The sequence below is a fragment of the Cupriavidus sp. FW305-46 genome, from assembly GCF_058787075.1.
Genome location: NZ_JBYSZI010000031.1, coordinates 65,723 through 83,050 on the forward strand (window position 1 = coordinate 65,723; position 17,328 = coordinate 83,050).

General features: G+C 63.4%; 21 protein-coding genes and 1 tRNA gene. 12 read left to right on the forward strand and 10 right to left on the reverse strand.

Annotated elements, in window-relative coordinates; genetic code table 11:
* Positions 1–25: 25 nt before the first annotated feature.
* On the reverse strand, positions 26–361 hold the full coding sequence (locus AC3WON_RS16675) for a hypothetical protein (protein ID WP_492319936.1): 336 nt from the start codon (positions 359–361) through the stop codon (positions 26–28).
* Positions 362–990: 629 nt separating this feature from the next.
* Here AC3WON_RS16675 and dusA point away from each other — a divergent pair.
* From dusA to AC3WON_RS16690, 3 genes are all read left to right on the forward strand, one after another.
* Complete coding sequence (gene dusA / locus AC3WON_RS16680) at positions 991–2,028, forward strand: tRNA dihydrouridine(20/20a) synthase DusA (RefSeq protein WP_492319937.1); 1,038 nt, start codon at positions 991–993, stop codon at positions 2,026–2,028.
* A 981-nt stretch (positions 2,029–3,009) separates the two neighbouring features.
* Entirely contained in the window at positions 3,010–3,318 is a 309-nt protein-coding gene (locus tag AC3WON_RS16685; protein ID WP_492352286.1) for a hypothetical protein, read from the forward strand.
* Between the two features lie 107 nt (positions 3,319–3,425).
* Positions 3,426–3,501 (forward strand) — tRNA-His (locus AC3WON_RS16690).
* 101 nt (positions 3,502–3,602) lie between these two features.
* On the opposite strand, the gene AC3WON_RS16695 is transcribed toward AC3WON_RS16690, so the two are convergent.
* From AC3WON_RS16695 to AC3WON_RS16705, 3 genes are all read right to left on the reverse strand, one after another.
* The gene (locus AC3WON_RS16695; protein WP_492352287.1) at positions 3,603–3,824 is read right to left on the reverse strand and encodes a DUF2188 domain-containing protein; all 222 of its coding nucleotides are present in this window, start codon (positions 3,822–3,824) and stop codon (positions 3,603–3,605) included.
* A 449-nt stretch (positions 3,825–4,273) separates the two neighbouring features.
* Positions 4,274–4,543: a DUF2188 domain-containing protein gene (locus AC3WON_RS16700; RefSeq protein WP_492319993.1), complete on the reverse strand. Its 270-nt coding sequence runs from the start codon at positions 4,541–4,543 to the stop codon at positions 4,274–4,276.
* Between the two features lie 277 nt (positions 4,544–4,820).
* On the reverse strand, positions 4,821–5,117 hold the full coding sequence (locus AC3WON_RS16705) for a hypothetical protein (RefSeq protein ID WP_492319938.1): 297 nt from the start codon (positions 5,115–5,117) through the stop codon (positions 4,821–4,823).
* A gap of 613 nt (positions 5,118–5,730) precedes the next feature.
* Between AC3WON_RS16705 and AC3WON_RS16710 the strand changes: the two genes are divergently transcribed.
* Positions 5,731–6,078 (forward strand): hypothetical protein, encoded by a 348-nt coding sequence (locus tag AC3WON_RS16710; protein WP_492319939.1) that lies wholly within the window; start codon positions 5,731–5,733, stop codon positions 6,076–6,078.
* Positions 6,079–6,117: 39 nt separating this feature from the next.
* On the opposite strand, the gene AC3WON_RS16715 is transcribed toward AC3WON_RS16710, so the two are convergent.
* Both AC3WON_RS16715 and lexA read right to left on the reverse strand, forming a co-directional pair.
* Entirely contained in the window at positions 6,118–6,288 is a 171-nt protein-coding gene (locus AC3WON_RS16715; RefSeq protein ID WP_010809510.1) for a hypothetical protein, read from the reverse strand.
* 110 nt (positions 6,289–6,398) lie between these two features.
* A complete protein-coding gene (gene lexA / locus AC3WON_RS16720) occupies positions 6,399–7,052 on the reverse strand; it encodes a transcriptional repressor LexA (protein WP_013957143.1) in 654 nt (217 codons plus the stop codon).
* 255 nt (positions 7,053–7,307) lie between these two features.
* Between lexA and AC3WON_RS16725 the strand changes: the two genes are divergently transcribed.
* From AC3WON_RS16725 to AC3WON_RS16760, 8 genes are all read left to right on the forward strand, one after another.
* Positions 7,308–8,300, forward strand: a complete 993-nt coding sequence (locus AC3WON_RS16725) for an asparaginase (protein WP_492352288.1) — start codon at positions 7,308–7,310, stop codon at positions 8,298–8,300.
* 118 nt (positions 8,301–8,418) lie between these two features.
* Entirely contained in the window at positions 8,419–8,793 is a 375-nt protein-coding gene (gene rpsF / locus AC3WON_RS16730; protein WP_010809513.1) for a 30S ribosomal protein S6, read from the forward strand.
* Between the two features lie 77 nt (positions 8,794–8,870).
* Positions 8,871–9,170, forward strand: coding sequence for a primosomal replication protein N (gene priB / locus AC3WON_RS16735; protein ID WP_492319941.1), 300 nt, complete (start codon positions 8,871–8,873; stop codon positions 9,168–9,170).
* Positions 9,171–9,173: 3 nt separating this feature from the next.
* Entirely contained in the window at positions 9,174–9,452 is a 279-nt protein-coding gene (gene rpsR / locus AC3WON_RS16740) for a 30S ribosomal protein S18 (RefSeq protein ID WP_006163606.1), read from the forward strand.
* Between the two features lie 32 nt (positions 9,453–9,484).
* A complete protein-coding gene (gene rplI, locus AC3WON_RS16745; RefSeq protein ID WP_492319942.1) occupies positions 9,485–9,937 on the forward strand; it encodes a 50S ribosomal protein L9 in 453 nt (150 codons plus the stop codon).
* A 160-nt stretch (positions 9,938–10,097) separates the two neighbouring features.
* Complete coding sequence (locus tag AC3WON_RS16750; protein ID WP_492352289.1) at positions 10,098–11,489, forward strand: replicative DNA helicase; 1,392 nt, start codon at positions 10,098–10,100, stop codon at positions 11,487–11,489.
* Between the two features lie 189 nt (positions 11,490–11,678).
* A complete protein-coding gene (locus AC3WON_RS16755) occupies positions 11,679–12,305 on the forward strand; it encodes a DUF47 domain-containing protein (protein WP_010809517.1) in 627 nt (208 codons plus the stop codon).
* A 13-nt stretch (positions 12,306–12,318) separates the two neighbouring features.
* Complete coding sequence (locus tag AC3WON_RS16760; RefSeq protein WP_010809518.1) at positions 12,319–13,326, forward strand: inorganic phosphate transporter; 1,008 nt, start codon at positions 12,319–12,321, stop codon at positions 13,324–13,326.
* Between the two features lie 61 nt (positions 13,327–13,387).
* On the opposite strand, the gene AC3WON_RS16765 is transcribed toward AC3WON_RS16760, so the two are convergent.
* From AC3WON_RS16765 to AC3WON_RS16780, 4 genes are all read right to left on the reverse strand, one after another.
* Complete coding sequence (locus tag AC3WON_RS16765) at positions 13,388–14,059, reverse strand: C40 family peptidase (protein ID WP_492319943.1); 672 nt, start codon at positions 14,057–14,059, stop codon at positions 13,388–13,390.
* 47 nt (positions 14,060–14,106) lie between these two features.
* Positions 14,107–14,568: a hypothetical protein gene (locus AC3WON_RS16770; protein ID WP_492319944.1), complete on the reverse strand. Its 462-nt coding sequence runs from the start codon at positions 14,566–14,568 to the stop codon at positions 14,107–14,109.
* Between the two features lie 137 nt (positions 14,569–14,705).
* Complete coding sequence (locus tag AC3WON_RS16775; RefSeq protein ID WP_010810471.1) at positions 14,706–16,409, reverse strand: PhoH family protein; 1,704 nt, start codon at positions 16,407–16,409, stop codon at positions 14,706–14,708.
* Between the two features lie 404 nt (positions 16,410–16,813).
* Complete coding sequence (locus tag AC3WON_RS16780; protein ID WP_492352290.1) at positions 16,814–17,278, reverse strand: peroxiredoxin; 465 nt, start codon at positions 17,276–17,278, stop codon at positions 16,814–16,816.
* Positions 17,279–17,328: the final 50 nt, after the last annotated feature.

Here is a 17,328-nt window from a genome sequence, read left to right on the forward strand (position 1 = left end):
CGCCCCGGCTCCTGTCAGCGAACGGTCAGAGGTCTAGTCGAGAACCGTCGAGTGCCATCCATGCCCAGAGGAGAAGCACCGGCATCCCGGCCAGCGAGCGCAGCCAAATGCTGCGGTTCATTGCCAGCAACGCCCAAATTGCAAGTGAGCAACCAAGCAGGAGTGCGAAGCACGACAGCAGGTAGTTCGCCTGTGATTGATATGCCAACATCGCCGCAGATGGTCCTTGGCCGCCGAACGGATAGTTCTCAGGGCCTGTCCAGGCTCCCCATATCACTACCAGCATCAGCATGGCGACGAGACCGAGGATGCTGGAACCGACAGCCTTAATAGCGAACTTCCAGTTCCATGTCTTTGGCATAGTACAAAAACTCCTTGGCAAAGGAATTCATTGAACTGGTGAGGTCGATGCAATCTGCAGAGCCAGGGTAGCTTCCGCCATGGATCGTGAAATTGCCTCGGCCAAACACGTTTGTCCCCGGGCGTGGCTGCAACCCAATGCGCCGGGTTCCCCAGGCTGTCGTACAGCCGGCCATCGCCCGGCCTTGATGTTGATGAGCCTGAGAATGCAGGCAGCTCTGTTGAAGATGCTTGTAACTTCCCAGCGTTGAAAATCATCCTGCCGCGCGGTGGTGTGGGGCCCCTGTCAGGGGCGGGCGCGCACGTTCCCATTTGCACGCAGAGGGCTTCGGGAATCAATCAGCGCAGTCCGAATGTGCATGTTATCTGTGCTGCACGTCTTCCATTTCTTGTGACATTGGATGGCCGTGCTGACCTAGCCCCAGTTAAGCCGTACACGCGGAATGATGCCAAGGGGGCGTTTCAGCATCGCGAGTGCACCTGCGTTGCTTCGATCGATCCCGATCTGCCCTCGATGGTAAACTCAAGCGCTTCCGCTCATCAGCGAACTTGCCGTTTCCCGGCAGGCTGATGAGGCAGTTTTTGAGTTTTTCTATAGTAGGAATATCGGTCCAGGCGGATCGTGGTGAAATGACTGATTATCAAGGGAAGATCGCTGCTGCAAGCCCGCGCCGGGTGTCCGTGGCCCCGATGATGGACTGGACCGACCGCCATTGCCGCATGTTCCACCGCCAGCTCAGCCGCCACACCTGGCTGTACACCGAGATGGTGACCACCGGCGCGCTGCTGCATGGCGACGTACCGCGCCATCTGGATTTCGATGCGGCCGAACACCCGGTCGCGCTGCAGTTGGGCGGCAGCGAGCCGGCAGATCTTGCGATGGCGGCCAAGCTGGGCCAGCAATGGGGCTATGCGGAAGTCAACCTGAACTGCGGCTGCCCGTCCGAGCGCGTGCAGCGCGGGGCCTTCGGCGCGTGCCTGATGGCCGAGCCGCAACTGGTGGCCGACTGCGTCAAGGCGATGCGCGATGCGGTGGATATCCCGGTCACCGTCAAGCATCGCATCGGCATCGACAAGATTGAGCACTACGATTTTGTTCGTGATTTCGTCGGCCGGGTGGCCGAGGCGGGTTGCGGCACGTTTATCGTCCACGCGCGCAATGCGATCCTGAAGGGCCTGAGCCCGAAAGAAAACCGTGAGATTCCGCCGCTGCGCTATGAGGTGGCGTACCAGCTGAAGCAGGAGTTTCCTGAGCTGGAGATCCTGATCAACGGTGGCATCGTCAGCTATGACGAGATGGCGGCCCACCTCGAGCACGTCGATGGCGTGATGATCGGTCGCGAGGCATACCATCAGCCCTACGTATTGGCCGAAATGGATGCGCGCTTCTATGGCGATGCGAGTGCGCCGGCGCCGTCGCGGCTCGATGTCGAGCTGGCGATGCAGCGCTATATCGGCGACCTGGTGGAGCGGGGTGGCTATATGGGCGCGGTCACGCGCCACATGCTTGGCCTGCATCGTGGCATCGCGGGCGGGCGTGGCTGGCGCCGCGTGCTGTCGGATGCCAAGCGCATGAATGCGACACGCACGCGAGCCGATGTGGATGCACTGTTCGAAGAGGCGCGCGCGCACTTGCAGCCGCAGGCACAAGAGCCTCTGGCCGCGTAAGCGAGCGTGGGCTGCGCGCGCTCTGCCGAGGGCGCGCTCTAACTCCGAATCGTGAAAATGTGCATGGCTGCACGGGGGTACCGCGCGCCGCACTTGCAATGCCTGATCGCCCGGAAACCGGCGCCAGGAAAGGGATTCCCCTAATTCGCTGAGGCAGGGCACTTTCATACACTGTGCCTGCCCTCGAATACAGGGCTTTCTTCAACTGATTATTAGCCCGCTTCGGCGGGCTTTTTTTTCGTCGGCGTTCTCTTGTTGCTACGCCAGGCTTGTTGCTCTTCGTTTACCCGAATGGTGCATTCCCGGGATGGCAGTTACAGTGCAACCGCCTTCAGGGCATTTGAGATCGCTAAATTTAAGAGTCCGCGCTGCGGACTCTTTTTTTGCGCGCTCGCTTTGCATGCGCTGACGAGGGGATTAGACGGTTGCCCTCGTGAAGAGTTCCATCGGTCACGCCAGCAGGCTAGCGCGTATGACTGATGCCTACGTCCAGCGTGCCGTAGGTCGTGATGCTCGATTCCCTGCCGTCGACCCCGCCGCCAGCGCATCCGCCGAGCAAGGCCGCCAATGCCGTCAGCGCAAGAATCCGCGTAGGCCATCTACACTTGATTTGCATTCCCGTTTCCTGCCGTTCGTAGACGTGTCGATTTTGTCGATGACGTCGATTGGGCTCTCAGATGCTCGTGAGGTTCCTTCGCCAGGTGCTGGCGCCACGACAATGAGAAGGCAGGGTGGCCAAAAAGAGGCAGGCGGCCCGATGGGGCGGGCCGCCTGACGGGAAGGTCGAGGGGGGTCAATGTCCCTCAGGCACAAGTATCGCTTCGCGCATTTGCGGCATGAACCCTGCAGAGGTAGGGGCTGTGCACAGCATATTTCCGCGAGCGAATCAGCGGCAGGCGCGAAGGTGCCAGCCGGGCGGGCGCCCTGGTCGGCGGCCGTGATACGATCCCTCGCATTGCCCCAGGCGAGACAAGGCATGGCATGCGGACCGATGCCGGCAGGGGGAGCAGCGTGGAAAAAGAAAACGTGGAAAACGAAGCGCCGTTCGGCGTTGTCTATGAAGACTTCAGGGTGATCTGGGTTGCCGAGCAACTGCAGGACGGCAAATGGACGGCACGCTACTGCTGGCATCCCGGCACTTCGGAAGCCGCTGGCAAGGCGTTGCAGGAAGCCGTGCTGAATGGCAAGTCGCGCCGCCTGTTGGGGCAGTTCGATACCGAAGCGGAGGCCGTCGAAGCCATCAAGCAGGCAGTGCTGCTTGAGGCAAAGTGGAGCCCGTCCAGAGCCTGAGTTTTTCTCTCAAAAAAATTGTGCGGGATACTAGCCATCCCGGGAAACTGTTTGTATAATCTTGGTTTTCGTCGATCAGCAACGGAAACGCGCTGATGACCTCTACGGTGGCTGTAGCTCAGTTGGTAGAGTCCAGGATTGTGATTCCTGTCGTCGTGGGTTCGAGTCCCATCAGCCACCCCAAAGTATCCTTGCAAAACAGCGCCTTATACAGGCGCTGTTTTGCTTTCCGGTCACCGCGCTCGGCCGCATAGGCAGCCGGCGGCTGCCGGCTGGCCACAGCGTCACCCCTTAATGTCGCGCGGGTCGTTTCCGAAGGAGTTCCTCTCCCGGATCTGGCCATCTAGGCCGTGAATCAGCAGTTCGACCTTCTTTTCTTGGGCGCGCTTGGTGCCGGCGGCGATGGCCTCCGCTTGTGTGTCGAATGTCTCCCGTCCGTGGCCGCCTTCCGCCTCAACGGCCCAGCGGTCACCAGCAGGTACAACATGGATGTTCTGGCCTGGCATGGCTGTCTCCTTGAAGTTGATGGAGCCAGTCTCCGCGCGACCCGCAGGCGCCGGTATCAGGCGCTGTCCGACAAGTGATAGCGGACGAGTCGCGGATTTCCTGCGGGGCACGCACGCCTGTCGCAGTCAGATAAGCTACAGCCCACGAGACCGCGACTTTGCCGGCTCATTGCAACGAGAGATTTCGCATGCACTTGGCGTAAATCACATGCTGGCTACGGCCGCTTCACCTTGACGATTTGGCGAGCACTACTGTCCAAGTGCCAGTGACTGATGGATCGCAGTGGGCCGTAGAAACCGATGATCCAAGTCGCGCACGTGCAATCTATCCGTCTCGTTCATTTGGCAATGGACCGCGATGCCGCTCTAATGATCCATGGCGCAGGGGGGCGAGACGAGATTGATTTCAGTGACTGCGAGACTCCGTTTCCGCGGGCAGGTCTTGCCACTCAGCTCAGCGTCGGTGCAAGCGGTAGCCGGCCGGCAACGGCACGCCTCCCGCATGCGGCGTCGCCAAAGCACTTTCGCCTGCGAATCAGTCCGTCACGGCCATGGATGATCAAATCGGCCTTCTCCTGCCGAGCCATTGCTGTACCTGCATCAATGGCCGCCTCCCGGGAGGGGAAGAATTGACGGTCGGTGGACCCATCCTCAATTTCAACTATCCATTGAAGACCTTCGACTCGTACGACATGTATGTTTCTTCCTGGCATGACCATCTCCTGAAGTCGCTGGATCCAGTTTCTGCATGCCACTCGCCCTCCGGTATCAGGCGCCGTCTGACAAGAGGAGCCCGCACTGAGGCGGGCTTCGAGTCACGCCCTGAGATTGGCGCCAGGGGGCGCCGAGCGTGAAAGCGGTTGGCCGTCAGGCATCCTGAGTCCGGTCGGATGAACGAGCAAGCCTGATCGGCCGCGCCCAACTACATCTTTGGCATGCTGCATATAGTGCCGCTACCGGCAGCCAGCTTCCCGGGGGTGTAGTTGCCTGGCTGCGCTATTGCCGTTCAGCCGGCTCAGCCCGATAGGCCGACCAGTAGTAGTGGCTGTGTCGGTTGTGGCGGGCCAGCTTCTTCTCGATGAAAAGTCGCACGGTGCCGAGGTGCCCGGCCTCGACCAGGACCGCATGATGGCTTGGCCCGTCGTGCGTGGCGCGAGGCAACGTCTGCAGGCCAGCGGCAATGTAGTGCCCCTGAACTCGACTGAGAATGCCGTTTGCGCCGGGAGCCGGGAACGGCTCGGCGGTTGCGGTCGGAAGATGGCAGCCTGCCGCGCGTTTTTTGCTGTTGCCCATGCTCAGCTCCGACCGGGGACGATGCGCACGCCGTCCCGAGAAACCTCGATCTGAGGCTGGTGGCCGTAAGCCCGCAACAGCCGGACATTTTCCCGGGCGGAACTCGGAATGTCTTTCTTGCGCACCAGGGCGCTGCTGGTGATGCGGAAGGTGCCGCAGCTTGGGCAACGGTAGAGGTAGCCATGAGATGGGGCGCGAGTGCGCTCGGCGGCAGTGCCGCAGATGGGGCAGTTTGCAGGTTCGGGCGACATGGCGGGGCATATATGAGTACTGTATGGATATACAGTATAGCTACTCGTAGGGTCGCTGCGAAAGCAGCCAGAGGTAATTTCTGTCGGGTGGGGTATGCGACACAAATTAGCCGTGTGCCCGTGGGAATACTCGATATATAATCCCCGACCTAGAGCCGTATGCGGGCTTCCAGTATTCCCACGAACTACCCGGAACCCCGCGTCGTTATTAGCTTGGTGGCTAAGATTGAGATTCCTGTTGTCGTGGGTTCGAGTCCCATCAGCCACCCCAAAGCATTTCCCAGAACGGCGCCTCGCGAGGGCGCCGTTCTGCATTTCCCGGGGGTGGTATGTCTGTTCGAGCGGCAGCGGTTGGCGTAGCGATGGCAGCCATGGTGGCAGGGTGTGCCACCGGCACTTCTGAAAAGGACATTCGCGCGCGTGCGCCGATGCGCTTGTTCACGCCCGCCAAGATGGGTGAGGTTGCGAAATGCCTGCGCAACAATCTGGGCGATGACGCCGCGGTCGTCAACTATCCGGCGAAGAGCCAGACCGAGATCCGCATCGGCCAGACCACGTCTGGCGGTGAATACCAATACGCCTATCTGATTTCGCTGACGGCGAAGCAGGATGGTACGGCGCTGGAGCTGCGCAAGAGCGATACTTGGTTCCCGCAGCTGACGCCGACGGAGCTGGAAGCCGAAGCCAAGGCGTGTGCGCCGCGTAGCTGAGGGCGGCGCCCGCAGCTGCTCGGAGACAGTCGGCAGATTTCAGGCGGCCAGCTTTTCGGCGGTTTCGAGTTCAAGCATGCGGCAGATCGCCGCCATGCTGCCGACCATGGTGCGGCGCTGCGTACCCTGGTAGACGCGTACGCCCTTGCTCTGGCGGAACGGCACAGGCTTGACCGGGCGACGGGCGGCGACTTGGTGGATTTGCGGCATGGTGGCACCTCTTTTAGGCAAAGCGGGGTCAACACCCGGCAAGCCGGGCGGCGTCTGCAAAGCAATGGAAGCGGGTGGGCCCGCGCAGGCGGTTGGCCTGCGGTGCCCGGTTAGAAGCCGGAGGATCGGATCAGCCCGACGGCGATGCCTTCCAGCGAGAACTCCTCGCCAGGCTCCACGATGATGTTGGTGAAGTCCGGGTTTTCTGCGATCAGTTCGATATGGCCACCGCGACGCTGCAGGCGCTTGACGGTCACGTCATCACCCAGGCGCGCCACCACGATCTTGCCGTTGGCGGCTTCGCTGGCGCGGCGCACGGCCAGCAGGTCGCCGTCGAGGATGCCGGCATCGCGCATGCTCAGGCCGCGCACTCGCAGCAGGTAATCGGGGCGTTCGTCGAAGACCGAGGCGTCGACCTGGTACTGGCGGTCGATATGCTCGGCGGCGAGTATCGGGCTGCCGGCGGCAACGCGGCCCACCAGCGGCAGCGTCAGCTGCATCACGCCGGCCATCGGCAACGAAAACTGGTCGGGCATTTCCGAATCGCTGCGTGCCACCTTCAGGCGGATGCCGCGTGAAGCGCCCGGGGTCAGTTCGATCACGCCCTTGCGTGCCAGCGCCCTCAGGTGTTCTTCCGCGGCATTGGGCGAGGAGAAGCCAAACTCTGCGGCGATTTCGGCGCGCGTGGGCGGAAAGCCGGTGCGGCGGATCGTGTTGCGGATCAGATCGAAAATCTGCTGCTGCCGGGGTGTCAGGGTCGCCATGGGATCGCCGTTCCGTGCGGGGCCGCGGGGTTTCGGGTAAGAGGATCGGTCGATCCTTTATCCTGCATCCGTCTGGCCGGGCACTGTATGTTTAAACAGTATGCTGTGATTTTATACAGTATCGGCCTGAGCGCAAGCAGAATTTTTGGGGCGTGTCTCATGGACGGAATGCGGATCACCGGCGAGAGCCGCGGCGAGGCGGGGCGCGCCCGTTACAATCGGCATTCCTGCCTTTCCACTTTCTTTGCACGCTCCATGACCCAATTGCCTCGCATCGTCGTACTGGCCACCGGCGGCACCATTGCTGGCGCGGCCGGAAACTCTGCCAGCAGCGCACGCTACCAGGCGGCGACCGTGCCGGTGTCGTCGTTGCTGGCAGCGGTGCCCGCGCTGCAGTCGGCGGCTCGCATCGAGGCCGAGCAGGTGGCCCAGGTCGACAGCAAGGACATGACCTTCACGCTCTGGCAAACGCTGGCGGCGCGGGTTGAGCACTGGTCCGCGCAGCCCGACGTGGCTGGCATCGTGATCACCCACGGCACCGATACGCTGGAAGAAACTGCGATGGCGCTGCACCTGACGCAATCGTGTCCGGTGCCCGTGGTGATGACGGCGGCAATGCGGCCGTCGACGTCGCTGTCGGCCGATGGGCCGCTGAACCTGCTGGATGCGGTGCGCGTGGCCGCTCATCCCGATGCGCGCGGCAAGGGTGTGCTGGTGGTGCTGAACCAGCAGATCCACGCTGCGCGGGATGTGGCCAAGGCCCACACGTCGGCGGTGGACGCCTTTGTTTCGGCCTGCGGGCCGCTGGGTTTCGTGCAGGACGACTACGTGCGCTTCGCCCGCGCGCCACGCGTGGCCTGGGTGATCGGGCCGATGCCGGCGGCGTGGCCGATGGTGGAGATCGTGGCGAGCTACGCGCAGCCGGGCAGGGTGGCAGTGGATGCGCTGGTCCGCGCGGGTGTTGCCGGGCTGGTGGTGGCTGCCGCCGGCAATGGCTCGGTGCATGAGGTGCTGGCCGAGGCGCTGGCCGATGCCGCTGCCGCGGGCGTGGCCGTGGTGCGCAGTTCCCGCACCGGGGCCGGCCATGTGGCGATTCCGCCCCAGCTCAGCCCGACGGATGGAGCTTTTGTTTCCGCAACGGACCTCAATCCCTATAAGGCGCGCGTGCTGCTGGCCCTGGCGCTGGCAGCCGACTCAGGCCTGGCGCGGGATCCGGCAAGGCTGCAGGCCGTGTTTGCCAACGCCTGATTTGTCTGTGTAATCAGCGGCTTGCGCACTTGCCGCCATGCGGGCTATAATTTAAGGCTATTCAACCTTGCCACACCGGACTCGTGACGCCCGGGTGGCTAATCCAAAAGGAGCGTCAATGCGTCATTACGAAATCGTCTTCATCGTCCACCCGGACCAGAGCGAACAAGTGCCGGCCATGATCGAGCGCTACAAGCAGCTCGTGACCTCGCAGAACGGCAACGTTCACCGCGTGGAAGACTGGGGCCGTCGCCAGATGGCTTACATGATCCAGAAGCTGGCCAAGGCTCACTACGTTTGCCTGAACATCGAATGCGGCAAGGAAACGCTGGCTGAACTGGAACACGCGTTCAAGTTCAACGACGCCGTCCTGCGCCACCTGATCGTGCAGACCAAGAAGGCCGAGACTGCACCTTCGCCGATGATGAAGGAAGTGCAGCGCGAAGAAGCCCGCAAGGCCGCGCAAACGACCACCGAAGGCCAGGCCGCCTGAGTGCGGACTGCGGTGCGCGCCATGGCTGACAGCGTCGGCCACGGCAGCATGGATTGCAACCAGCAAGAGGTCCCGCGTTGAACCAGCTTCGGCTTGCCGCCACCCTGGCGGAACGCGATGCCCTGCGCTATACCCCGGCCGGGGTCCCCGTCGTGAACTGCATCCTGCAGTACAGCGGCGAGGCCGTCGAGGCGCAAACGCCGCGGCAGGTCGAGTTTGCAATCGCAGCGATGGGGGTCGGACAGGTTGGCCAGCGTCTGGAGCGGTTACCGCTCGGCACGCTGCTCGACTGCGAAGGATTCCTGGCCCGCAAGCACCGCAACAGCAAGGCTCTCGTCTTTCACATCACTGGATGTAAAGCATTCGAAAAGGATTGAATCATGGCATTCGTCAAACGTGACAACAAGAACAAGAAGCGCTTCCAGCAACAGAACCCGCTGTTCAAGCGCAAGCGCTTCTGCCGCTTCACCGTGGCTGGCGTGGAACAGATCGACTACAAGGATCTGGACACCCTGAAGGACTTCATCGGCGACAACGGCAAGATCACGCCGGCCCGCCTGACCGGTACCAAGGCTCACTATCAGCGTCAGCTGGATACGGCCATCAAGCGTGCGCGTTTCCTCGCGCTGATGCCGTACACCGACCTGCACAAGAACTGATCAGGCCCTAGGTCCGTTAAGGAGAGAATACGATGCAAATTATTCTGCTGGAAAAAGTCATCAACCTGGGCAACCTGGGTGACATCGTCAAGGTGAAGGACGGTTACGCCCGTAACTTCCTGATCCCGGGCAAGAAGGCCCGCCGTGCTACGCAAACCGCGATCGCCGAATTCGAAGTCAAGCGCGCCGAGCTGGAAAAGGCCGCTGCCGAGAAGCTGGCCGCCGCGCAAGCCGAAGGCGAGAAGCTGAACGGTCTGAGCGTCCAGATCAGCCAGAAGTCGGGTGTGGACGGCCGCCTGTTCGGTTCCGTGACCAACGCCGACATCGCTGAAGCCCTGGCTGGCCAAGGCTTCAAGCTGGAAAAGGCCCAGGTTCGCATGCCGAATGGTCCGCTGAAGATGGTGGGCGACCACCCGGTCAGCGTTGCGCTGCACACGGACGTCGTGGTCGACGTGACCGTGTCGGTCGTGGGTGAGAGCGTCTAAGGACGTGCCGCCTTGCCGGCGCGCTGCGCCGGCTGAAGCGCCGCAAGCAAAAAAGGCAGGAGCCCCGGCTCCTGCCTTTTTTTGTTGCCCGCTTGTCTTTGCCTGCCCGGTCGCCAAATGTCCGGCGAAGTGCGTCCTCCCGCCGTTATAATCCCTCCCCATGAACGCGCCTGTCGCCGACCCCCAACTCGAGAACCTCAAGGTCCCGCCGCATTCCATCGAAGCCGAGCAATCGGTGCTGGGTGGCCTGCTGCTGGACAACGCCGCCTGGGACCGCATTGCGGACTTCATTTCCGAGGCGGATTTCTACCGTTTTGACCACCGGATGATCTTTCAGAGCATCGCCCGGTTGATCTCGGCCACCAAGCCGGCCGACGTGATCACGGTCTATGAAATGCTGCAGGTCGCCGGCAAGGCCGAGGAGGTGGGCGGGCTGGCCTACCTGAATTCGCTGGCGCAGAACACGCCCAGCGCGGCCAATATCCGCCGCTACGCGGAGATCGTGCGCGAGCGCTCGGTGCTGCGCAAGCTGGTGACGGCGGCCGACGATATCGCCTCGGCCGCGTTCGCGCCCAAGGGCCGCGAGGTGCGCGAGCTGCTGGATGAGGCCGAATCCAAGGTCTTTGCGATTGCCGAAGAAGGCTCGCGCGGCCAGAAGGGCTTCCAGGAAATCCAGCCGCTGCTGACCCAGGTGGTCGAGCGCATCGACGAGCTGTACCACCGCGACTCCACCACCGACGTCACCGGCGTCCCGACCGGCTTCATCGACCTGGACAAGATGACCAGCGGCATGCAGCCGGGCGACCTGGTCATCGTTGCCGGCCGTCCGTCGATGGGCAAGACGGCGTTCTCGCTGAACATCGGCGAGCACGTGGCGGTGGAGCAGGGCTTGCCGGTGGCCGTGTTCTCGATGGAAATGGCGGGCACCCAGCTGGCCATGCGTATGCTTGGCTCGGTCGGCCGCCTCGACCAGCACCGGCTGCGTACCGGCCGCCTGCTGGATGAGGACTGGCCGCGGCTGACGCATGCGATCCAGCGCATGAACGACACGCAGTTGTTCATCGACGAGACGCCGGCACTGAACCCGATGGAACTCCGTGCCCGTTCGCGGCGCTTGGCGCGCCAGTGCGGGCAGCTTGGCCTGATCATCATCGATTACCTCCAGCTGATGTCAGGTTCGGGCGGCGGCGAGAACCGCGCCACGGAAATTTCCGAAATCTCCCGTTCGCTCAAGGGTCTGGCCAAGGAACTCAACTGTCCGGTGATTGCACTGTCGCAGCTGAACCGAAGCCTGGAACAGCGTCCCAACAAGCGTCCGGTGATGTCCGACCTGCGCGAATCCGGCGCTATCGAACAGGATGCCGACGTGATCCTGTTCATCTACCGCGACGAAGTTTATAACGCGGATTCCCAGGACAAGGGCACGGCCGAGATCATTATCGGCAAGCAGCGTAACGGCCCGATCGGCACGGTGCGCCTGACCTTCCTCGGCCAGTTCACGAAGTTTGACAACTTCAGCGGCGGCCCGGCTTTCTTCGACAACGACAACTGACGAAGTCAAGCCGGCCTGCAATAGTCTGTGCGGCGCCGTCTCGTTTGTGCCAAATTCGCGGGCAATATCCCCGTAACCCTGTAAAATATTGCGCTTTGATGACAGTCGCCCTCGCGGCTGTCATGCAACGCGTCCGCTCAATCCGCAACACAATCCGCAGCGTCTGCACGCTGCCACAAGGAACATTCCATGTTCGGCCGATTCATGCCCACGGAGGGCAAGTTCTTCGAATATTTCAACCAGCATGCCGACTGCGCGGTGACCGCCGCCCATGAGCTCCAGGCACTGGTCAACGACTTGCCCAACGCCGAGGCCCATGCCCGCCGCGTCCAGGCCACCGAAAAGAAGGCCGACCGGATCACGCACGACACCATCGACCTGCTGCACAAGACCTTCATCACGCCGCTGGACCGCGACGAGATCCACAAGCTCATCACGACCATGGACGACATCCTGGACCTGATGGAAGACGTGGCCGAGACCATCTCGCTGTACGACGTGACCAACCTGACCGACGAGGCGCTGCGCCTGGCGGCCATCTGCGTGCAGTGCTGCGACCAGGTCAAGATCGCGGTGGGCCTGCTCGAGGACATGGGCAATGCCAGCACCATCCTGAAGACCGCCCAGCAGATCGACCAGCTTGAATCTGAAGCCGACCGCGTGATGCGCTCGGCGATGTCCAAGCTGTTCCGCGACGAGACCGACGTCAAGCGCCTGATCAAGCTGAAGGCCATCTACGAACAGCTCGAGACGATCACCGACAAGTGCGAGGACGTCGCCAACATCATCGAAGGCATCGTCCTGGAAAACGCCTGAGGCGGCAATCGGCATGCAGACCATACAAATGAGCCTGTGGGTGATCGCCTTGCTGGTGGCGCTCGCGCTGCTGTTCGACTTCATGAACGGCTTCCACGACGCGGCCAACTCGATTGCCACGGTGGTGTCCACCGGCGTGCTCAAGCCGCACCATGCGGTGGCAATGGCGGCGATGTGCAACGTCGTCGCAATCTTTGTCTTTCACCTGAAGGTGGCGGCCACGGTGGGGACCGGCACCATCGACGTCAATATCGTCGACCACTACGTGATATTCGGGGCCCTGGTCGGGGCGATCGCCTGGAACGTCATCACCTGGTACTACGGCATCCCGTCGTCGTCGTCGCATGCGCTGATCGGCGGGCTGGTGGGCGCGGCGGTGGCCAAGGCCGGCACGGGCGCGCTGGTGGGCAGCGGCCTGCTGAAGACGGTGGCGTTCATCCTGGTCTCGCCGTTGCTGGGCTTCCTGCTCGGTTCGCTGATGATGGTGATGGTGGGCTGGACCTTCTTCCGCACGCCGCCGTCGCGGGTGGACCGCTGGTTCCGCCGGCTGCAGCTGGTTTCAGCCTCGCTGTACAGCCTGGGCCACGGCGGCAATGACGCGCAGAAGACCATCGGCATCATCTGGATGCTGCTGATCGCCAGCGGCCATGTGGTCGCCGGCGGCCAGCCGCCGACCTGGGTGATCGTCAGCTGCTACGTGGCCATCGGCATGGGCACGCTGTTCGGCGGCTGGCGGATCGTGCGCACCATGGGCCAGAAGATCACCAAGCTCAAGCCGGTCGGCGGCTTCTGCGCCGAGACGGGCGGGGCGATTACGCTGTTCTTTGCCTCGGCGCTGGGCGTGCCGGTATCGACCACGCATACCATCACCGGCGCCATCGTCGGCGTCGGCTCGGCGCAGAAGATGTCGGCGGTGCGCTGGGGCGTGGCCGGCAATATCGTCTGGGCCTGGGTGCTGACGATCCCGGCGTCGGCCTTCATGGCGGCGATCGCATGGTGGATCGGGCGGCATATCCTGTAAGGCAGGGGGCGGCCGTACCAACAAAAAGCCAGGCTGATGCCTGGCTTTTTGTTTGGGCGCTTCACTGGTTGGCGAAGGCAGCGATGGGATCGTCGTCGACCGGAAGCGGAGCCGGCGCGGGCTCAGGCAGCGGTGGCGCGGCCGGGGGTGCCACCGGCGCCGGCGGCTGGTTGACCGCCGCGACCACGCGGCGCGCGCCGTTGTAGCGCGCGGCCCAGTAAGGCTTGCCCATGTCTTCGAGACGGACCGTGCCGCCGGACGACGGTGCATGGACAAAGCGGTTCTGTCCGACGTAGATGCCCACGTGCGAATTGGCGCGGCCGGTGGTGTTGAAGAACACCAGGTCGCCGGATGCCACCTCGCTGCGGTCCAGCGAGCTGCCGCGGGTGCCCATCGCCTCGGTGGTGCGGGGCAGGTTCACATTGGCCGCGCGCGACACCACGTAGCGCACCAGCCCGCTGCAGTCGAAGCCGGAGTCCGGCGTATTGCCGCCGTAGCGATAGGGTGTGCCGACCAGGGACATCGCCTGGATCGAAATCTCTTCCAGTCCGGCGCTGGGGTCGATCATGGGCTTGCCCGGCGTGCGCGGCAGGCCGGCGTGGCGCGAAGGCGGGGAACTGGCGCAGGCCGCCAGCAGCAGGGCGGCGGCGCAGAGCAGCGGCAGCCGGACCTGGACAAGCAGGCCCTGTGCACGCAATGGATGGGTAGGAATTCGGGTACGGCGCAATGGCATCCTGGGCTTCCGGTCGCAGGCCTGCCGGCGCACCGGAAGCCTTGCCGCTACCAGCGTAGCTGGGCGTTGCGCGTACCGGTGCTGACCTTGATGGACTTGGCCTGGCCCTTGTAACTGGCCTCGATATTGTAGCTGCCTTCGGGCGCACGTATCAGGCAGCGCGGGCCGGCGGCGCGGAAGCTGGCGACTTCCTGCTCGTCGCGCACCAGCCTGACCGCCACGTCCGACAGGAATTCACCGTTCGCACCCTGTGTGAACAGGATGCCCATGTTGAAGTCCTTTTCCTTCGCGGCCAGCGCCTGGCGCTCGTCCTCGGCGACACCGCCGCAGACGTAGCTGACCGGGCCCATGGTGCGGATCACCATTTCTTCGGCGGCGGCATGGGCCGGGCGCCAGCTGGCGGCCAGCGCGATGCCGGCGGCTGCCAGCATGGCCAGCGCAAGGCGCTGCCTGTGCTGGCTGCGGGCAACGGCAGGCGCATGCCTGCCGGGCAGATGCTGGGTATTCATCGACGCCTCCAGTGGGGATGCGGGGCAACGGCAAACATGGGGCCATCATAGCCCCAAAGTGCTTGCCGTTGACGACGGCGCTCAGGCACTGCGGGCGCGCCCCGCCACCGGCTGGGCGCGCCCTCAGGTTGCCGGTGTCAGAGCACGTCGCCGGCGTGGTCGGCCAGGCGCGAGCGTTCGCCGCGCGCCAGCGTGATATGGCCGCTGTGGCTCCAGCCCTTGAAGCGGTCGACCACGTAGGTCAGGCCCGACGAACCCTCGGTCAGGTACGGCGTGTCGATCTGCGCGATATTGCCCAGGCAGATGATCTTGGTGCCGGGGCCCGCGCGCGTCACCAGCGTCTTCATCTGCTTGGGCGTCAGGTTCTGTGCCTCGTCGATGATGACGAACTTGTTGACGAAGGTGCGTCCGCGCATGAAGTTCATGCTCTTGACCTTGATGCGCGACCGGATCAGCTCCTGCGTGGCGGCGCGTCCCCAGTCGCCGGCGCTGTCGTCGCTCTTCTGCAGCACCTCGAGGTTGTCGTCGAACGCGCCCATCCAGGGCTGCATCTTCTCTTCCTCGGTGCCGGGCAGGAAGCCGATGTCTTCGCCCACCGGCACCGTCGCGCGCGTGACGATGATCTCGTTGTACTGCTTCTGGTCCAGCACCTGTTCCAGCCCGGCTGCCAGCGCCAGCAGGGTCTTGCCGGTGCCGGCCTGGCCGAGCAGCGTGACGAAGTCGATGTCCGGGTTCATCAGCAGATTGAGCGCGAAGTTCTGCTCGCGGTTGCGGGCGGTAACGCTCCACACATTGTTCTTGTGGTGCGTGTAGTCCTTGAGCGTCTGCAGCAGCGCGGTCTTGCCGTTGATCTCCTTGACCTGCGCGTACAGCGGCAGGCTGCCGTCGACCGGTTCCAGGTAGACGAACTGGTTGACCAGGAACGACGGCACCAGCGGCCCGGTGAGCCGGTAGAACATGGCGCCTGACTTCGGGTCCTGCCAGCTTTCCACGCCCTTGCCGTGCCTGGTCCAGAAGTCGCCGGGCAGCTGCAGCACGCCGGCATAGAGCAGGTCCTTGTCTTCCAGGACCTGGTCGTTGAAGTAGTCTTCGGCCGGCAGGCCCAGTGCGCGCGCCTTAATGCGCATGTTGATGTCTTTCGACACCAGCACGACCTGGCGCTCGGGGTACTGCTGCTGCAGCGCGCTGACCACGCCCAGGATCTGGTTGTCGGCCTTGCCCTGCGGCAGGCCTTCAGGCAACTTGATGTCGTTCAGGCGCGTCTGGAAGAACAGCTTGCCCTGCGCATCGCGGTTGCCCAGCTTGGCCAGCGGCAGGCCTTCGTCGAGCACGCCGTCGGTGCCGCCCACCAGCGAATCGAGCGTGCGGCTGACCATGCGCGCGTTGCGCGCGACTTCGCTCATGCCCTTCTTGTGGTTGTCCAGTTCTTCGAGCGTCATCATCGGCAGATAGATGTCGTGTTCCTCGAAGCGGAACAGCGAGGCCGGGTCGTGCATCAGCACGTTGGTGTCGAGCACGAACAGCTTGCTCGGGCCTTCGGACTTGCGGGCGCGGCGCGTGGGGCCGGTGGACGGCTTGACCAGGCTGACCGGTGCGGCATTGACGGCAGGCGTCGATACGGCCGGGGTCTCGGTGCTGCGGGCACGGGTGCCACCGGCGGCGCGGGCCTGGACCTCAGGCACCTCGGTGTCGCCGGTTTCCAGCAATGCCACGCGCTCGAGCGCCGGCACAGGTTTCTTGCCCTGTGTGGCGGCTTTGGCCTTGGGCACCGCGGAGACCGGAGCAAACTCGCTCGGATCCAGCAATTGGGCAGGCTTGGCGGGCATGGTAGGCAGCGGCATGCTTGGCATTCCTTTCAGGGGGACAAGAAGGGGGCGAGGGTGTCCGTGCCGCGACGCCGCGATACGTCGTGGCGGCCGATGGCCGGGGCATGCATGCGCGAGGCTCCCGGCGCGGACAGGCATGAGCACAGACGCGGCTGCAAACAAAAAAGCCGCCATGCCTGCATAACAGGATTGGCGGCTCTTTTGCGGACTGCCGACACGGCAGATCCGCTACCGGCCTGTGGCGCGAACCGCCTGGGCCGGGGAGTCGAAACAGCGTGGCATCCGGAATCTGAACTCATTACGGGCCAATGTATCCGAAGGTTTTGGGTTTGGCAATTGGGTTTGCCAACGGCTTGTTGCGACACAGCACGTCCGGCTTGGCGTCCGTGCAGAGGCAAGGCCGATACCGACGTGATACCTCAGATCCCGCGCACGATTTCCAGGACCTCGTCAACATGGCTCGGCACCTTGATGCCGCGCAGCTCGTGGCGCAGGATGCCCTTGCCGTCGATGATGAAGGTGCTGCGCTCGATGCCCCGGTGCTCCTTGCCATAGAGTTTTTTCATCTTGATGACATCGAATAGCGTGCACACGGCTTCGTCGGCGTCGGAGATCAGCTCGAAGGGCAGCTCAAGCTTGGCCTTGAAGTTCTCGTGCGAGCGGATGCTGTCGCGCGAGATGCCGAACACCTGTACGCCGGCCTTCTGGAAATCCTCATACTGGTCGCGGAAGTTCATGGCCTCCGTGGTGCAACCCGGCGTGTTGTCCTTCGGGTAGAAGTACAGCACCACCGTCTTGCCGCGGTTGTCGGCAAGGCGGAAGGTGGCGTCGCCGGTCATCGGCGCGCTGAAGTCGGGTACGGCCTTGTTCAGACTGACGGTCATGCTTGTGGCTCCTGGGGGAGGGGCAGGGGATCGGAGAATCGGGTGAGGGG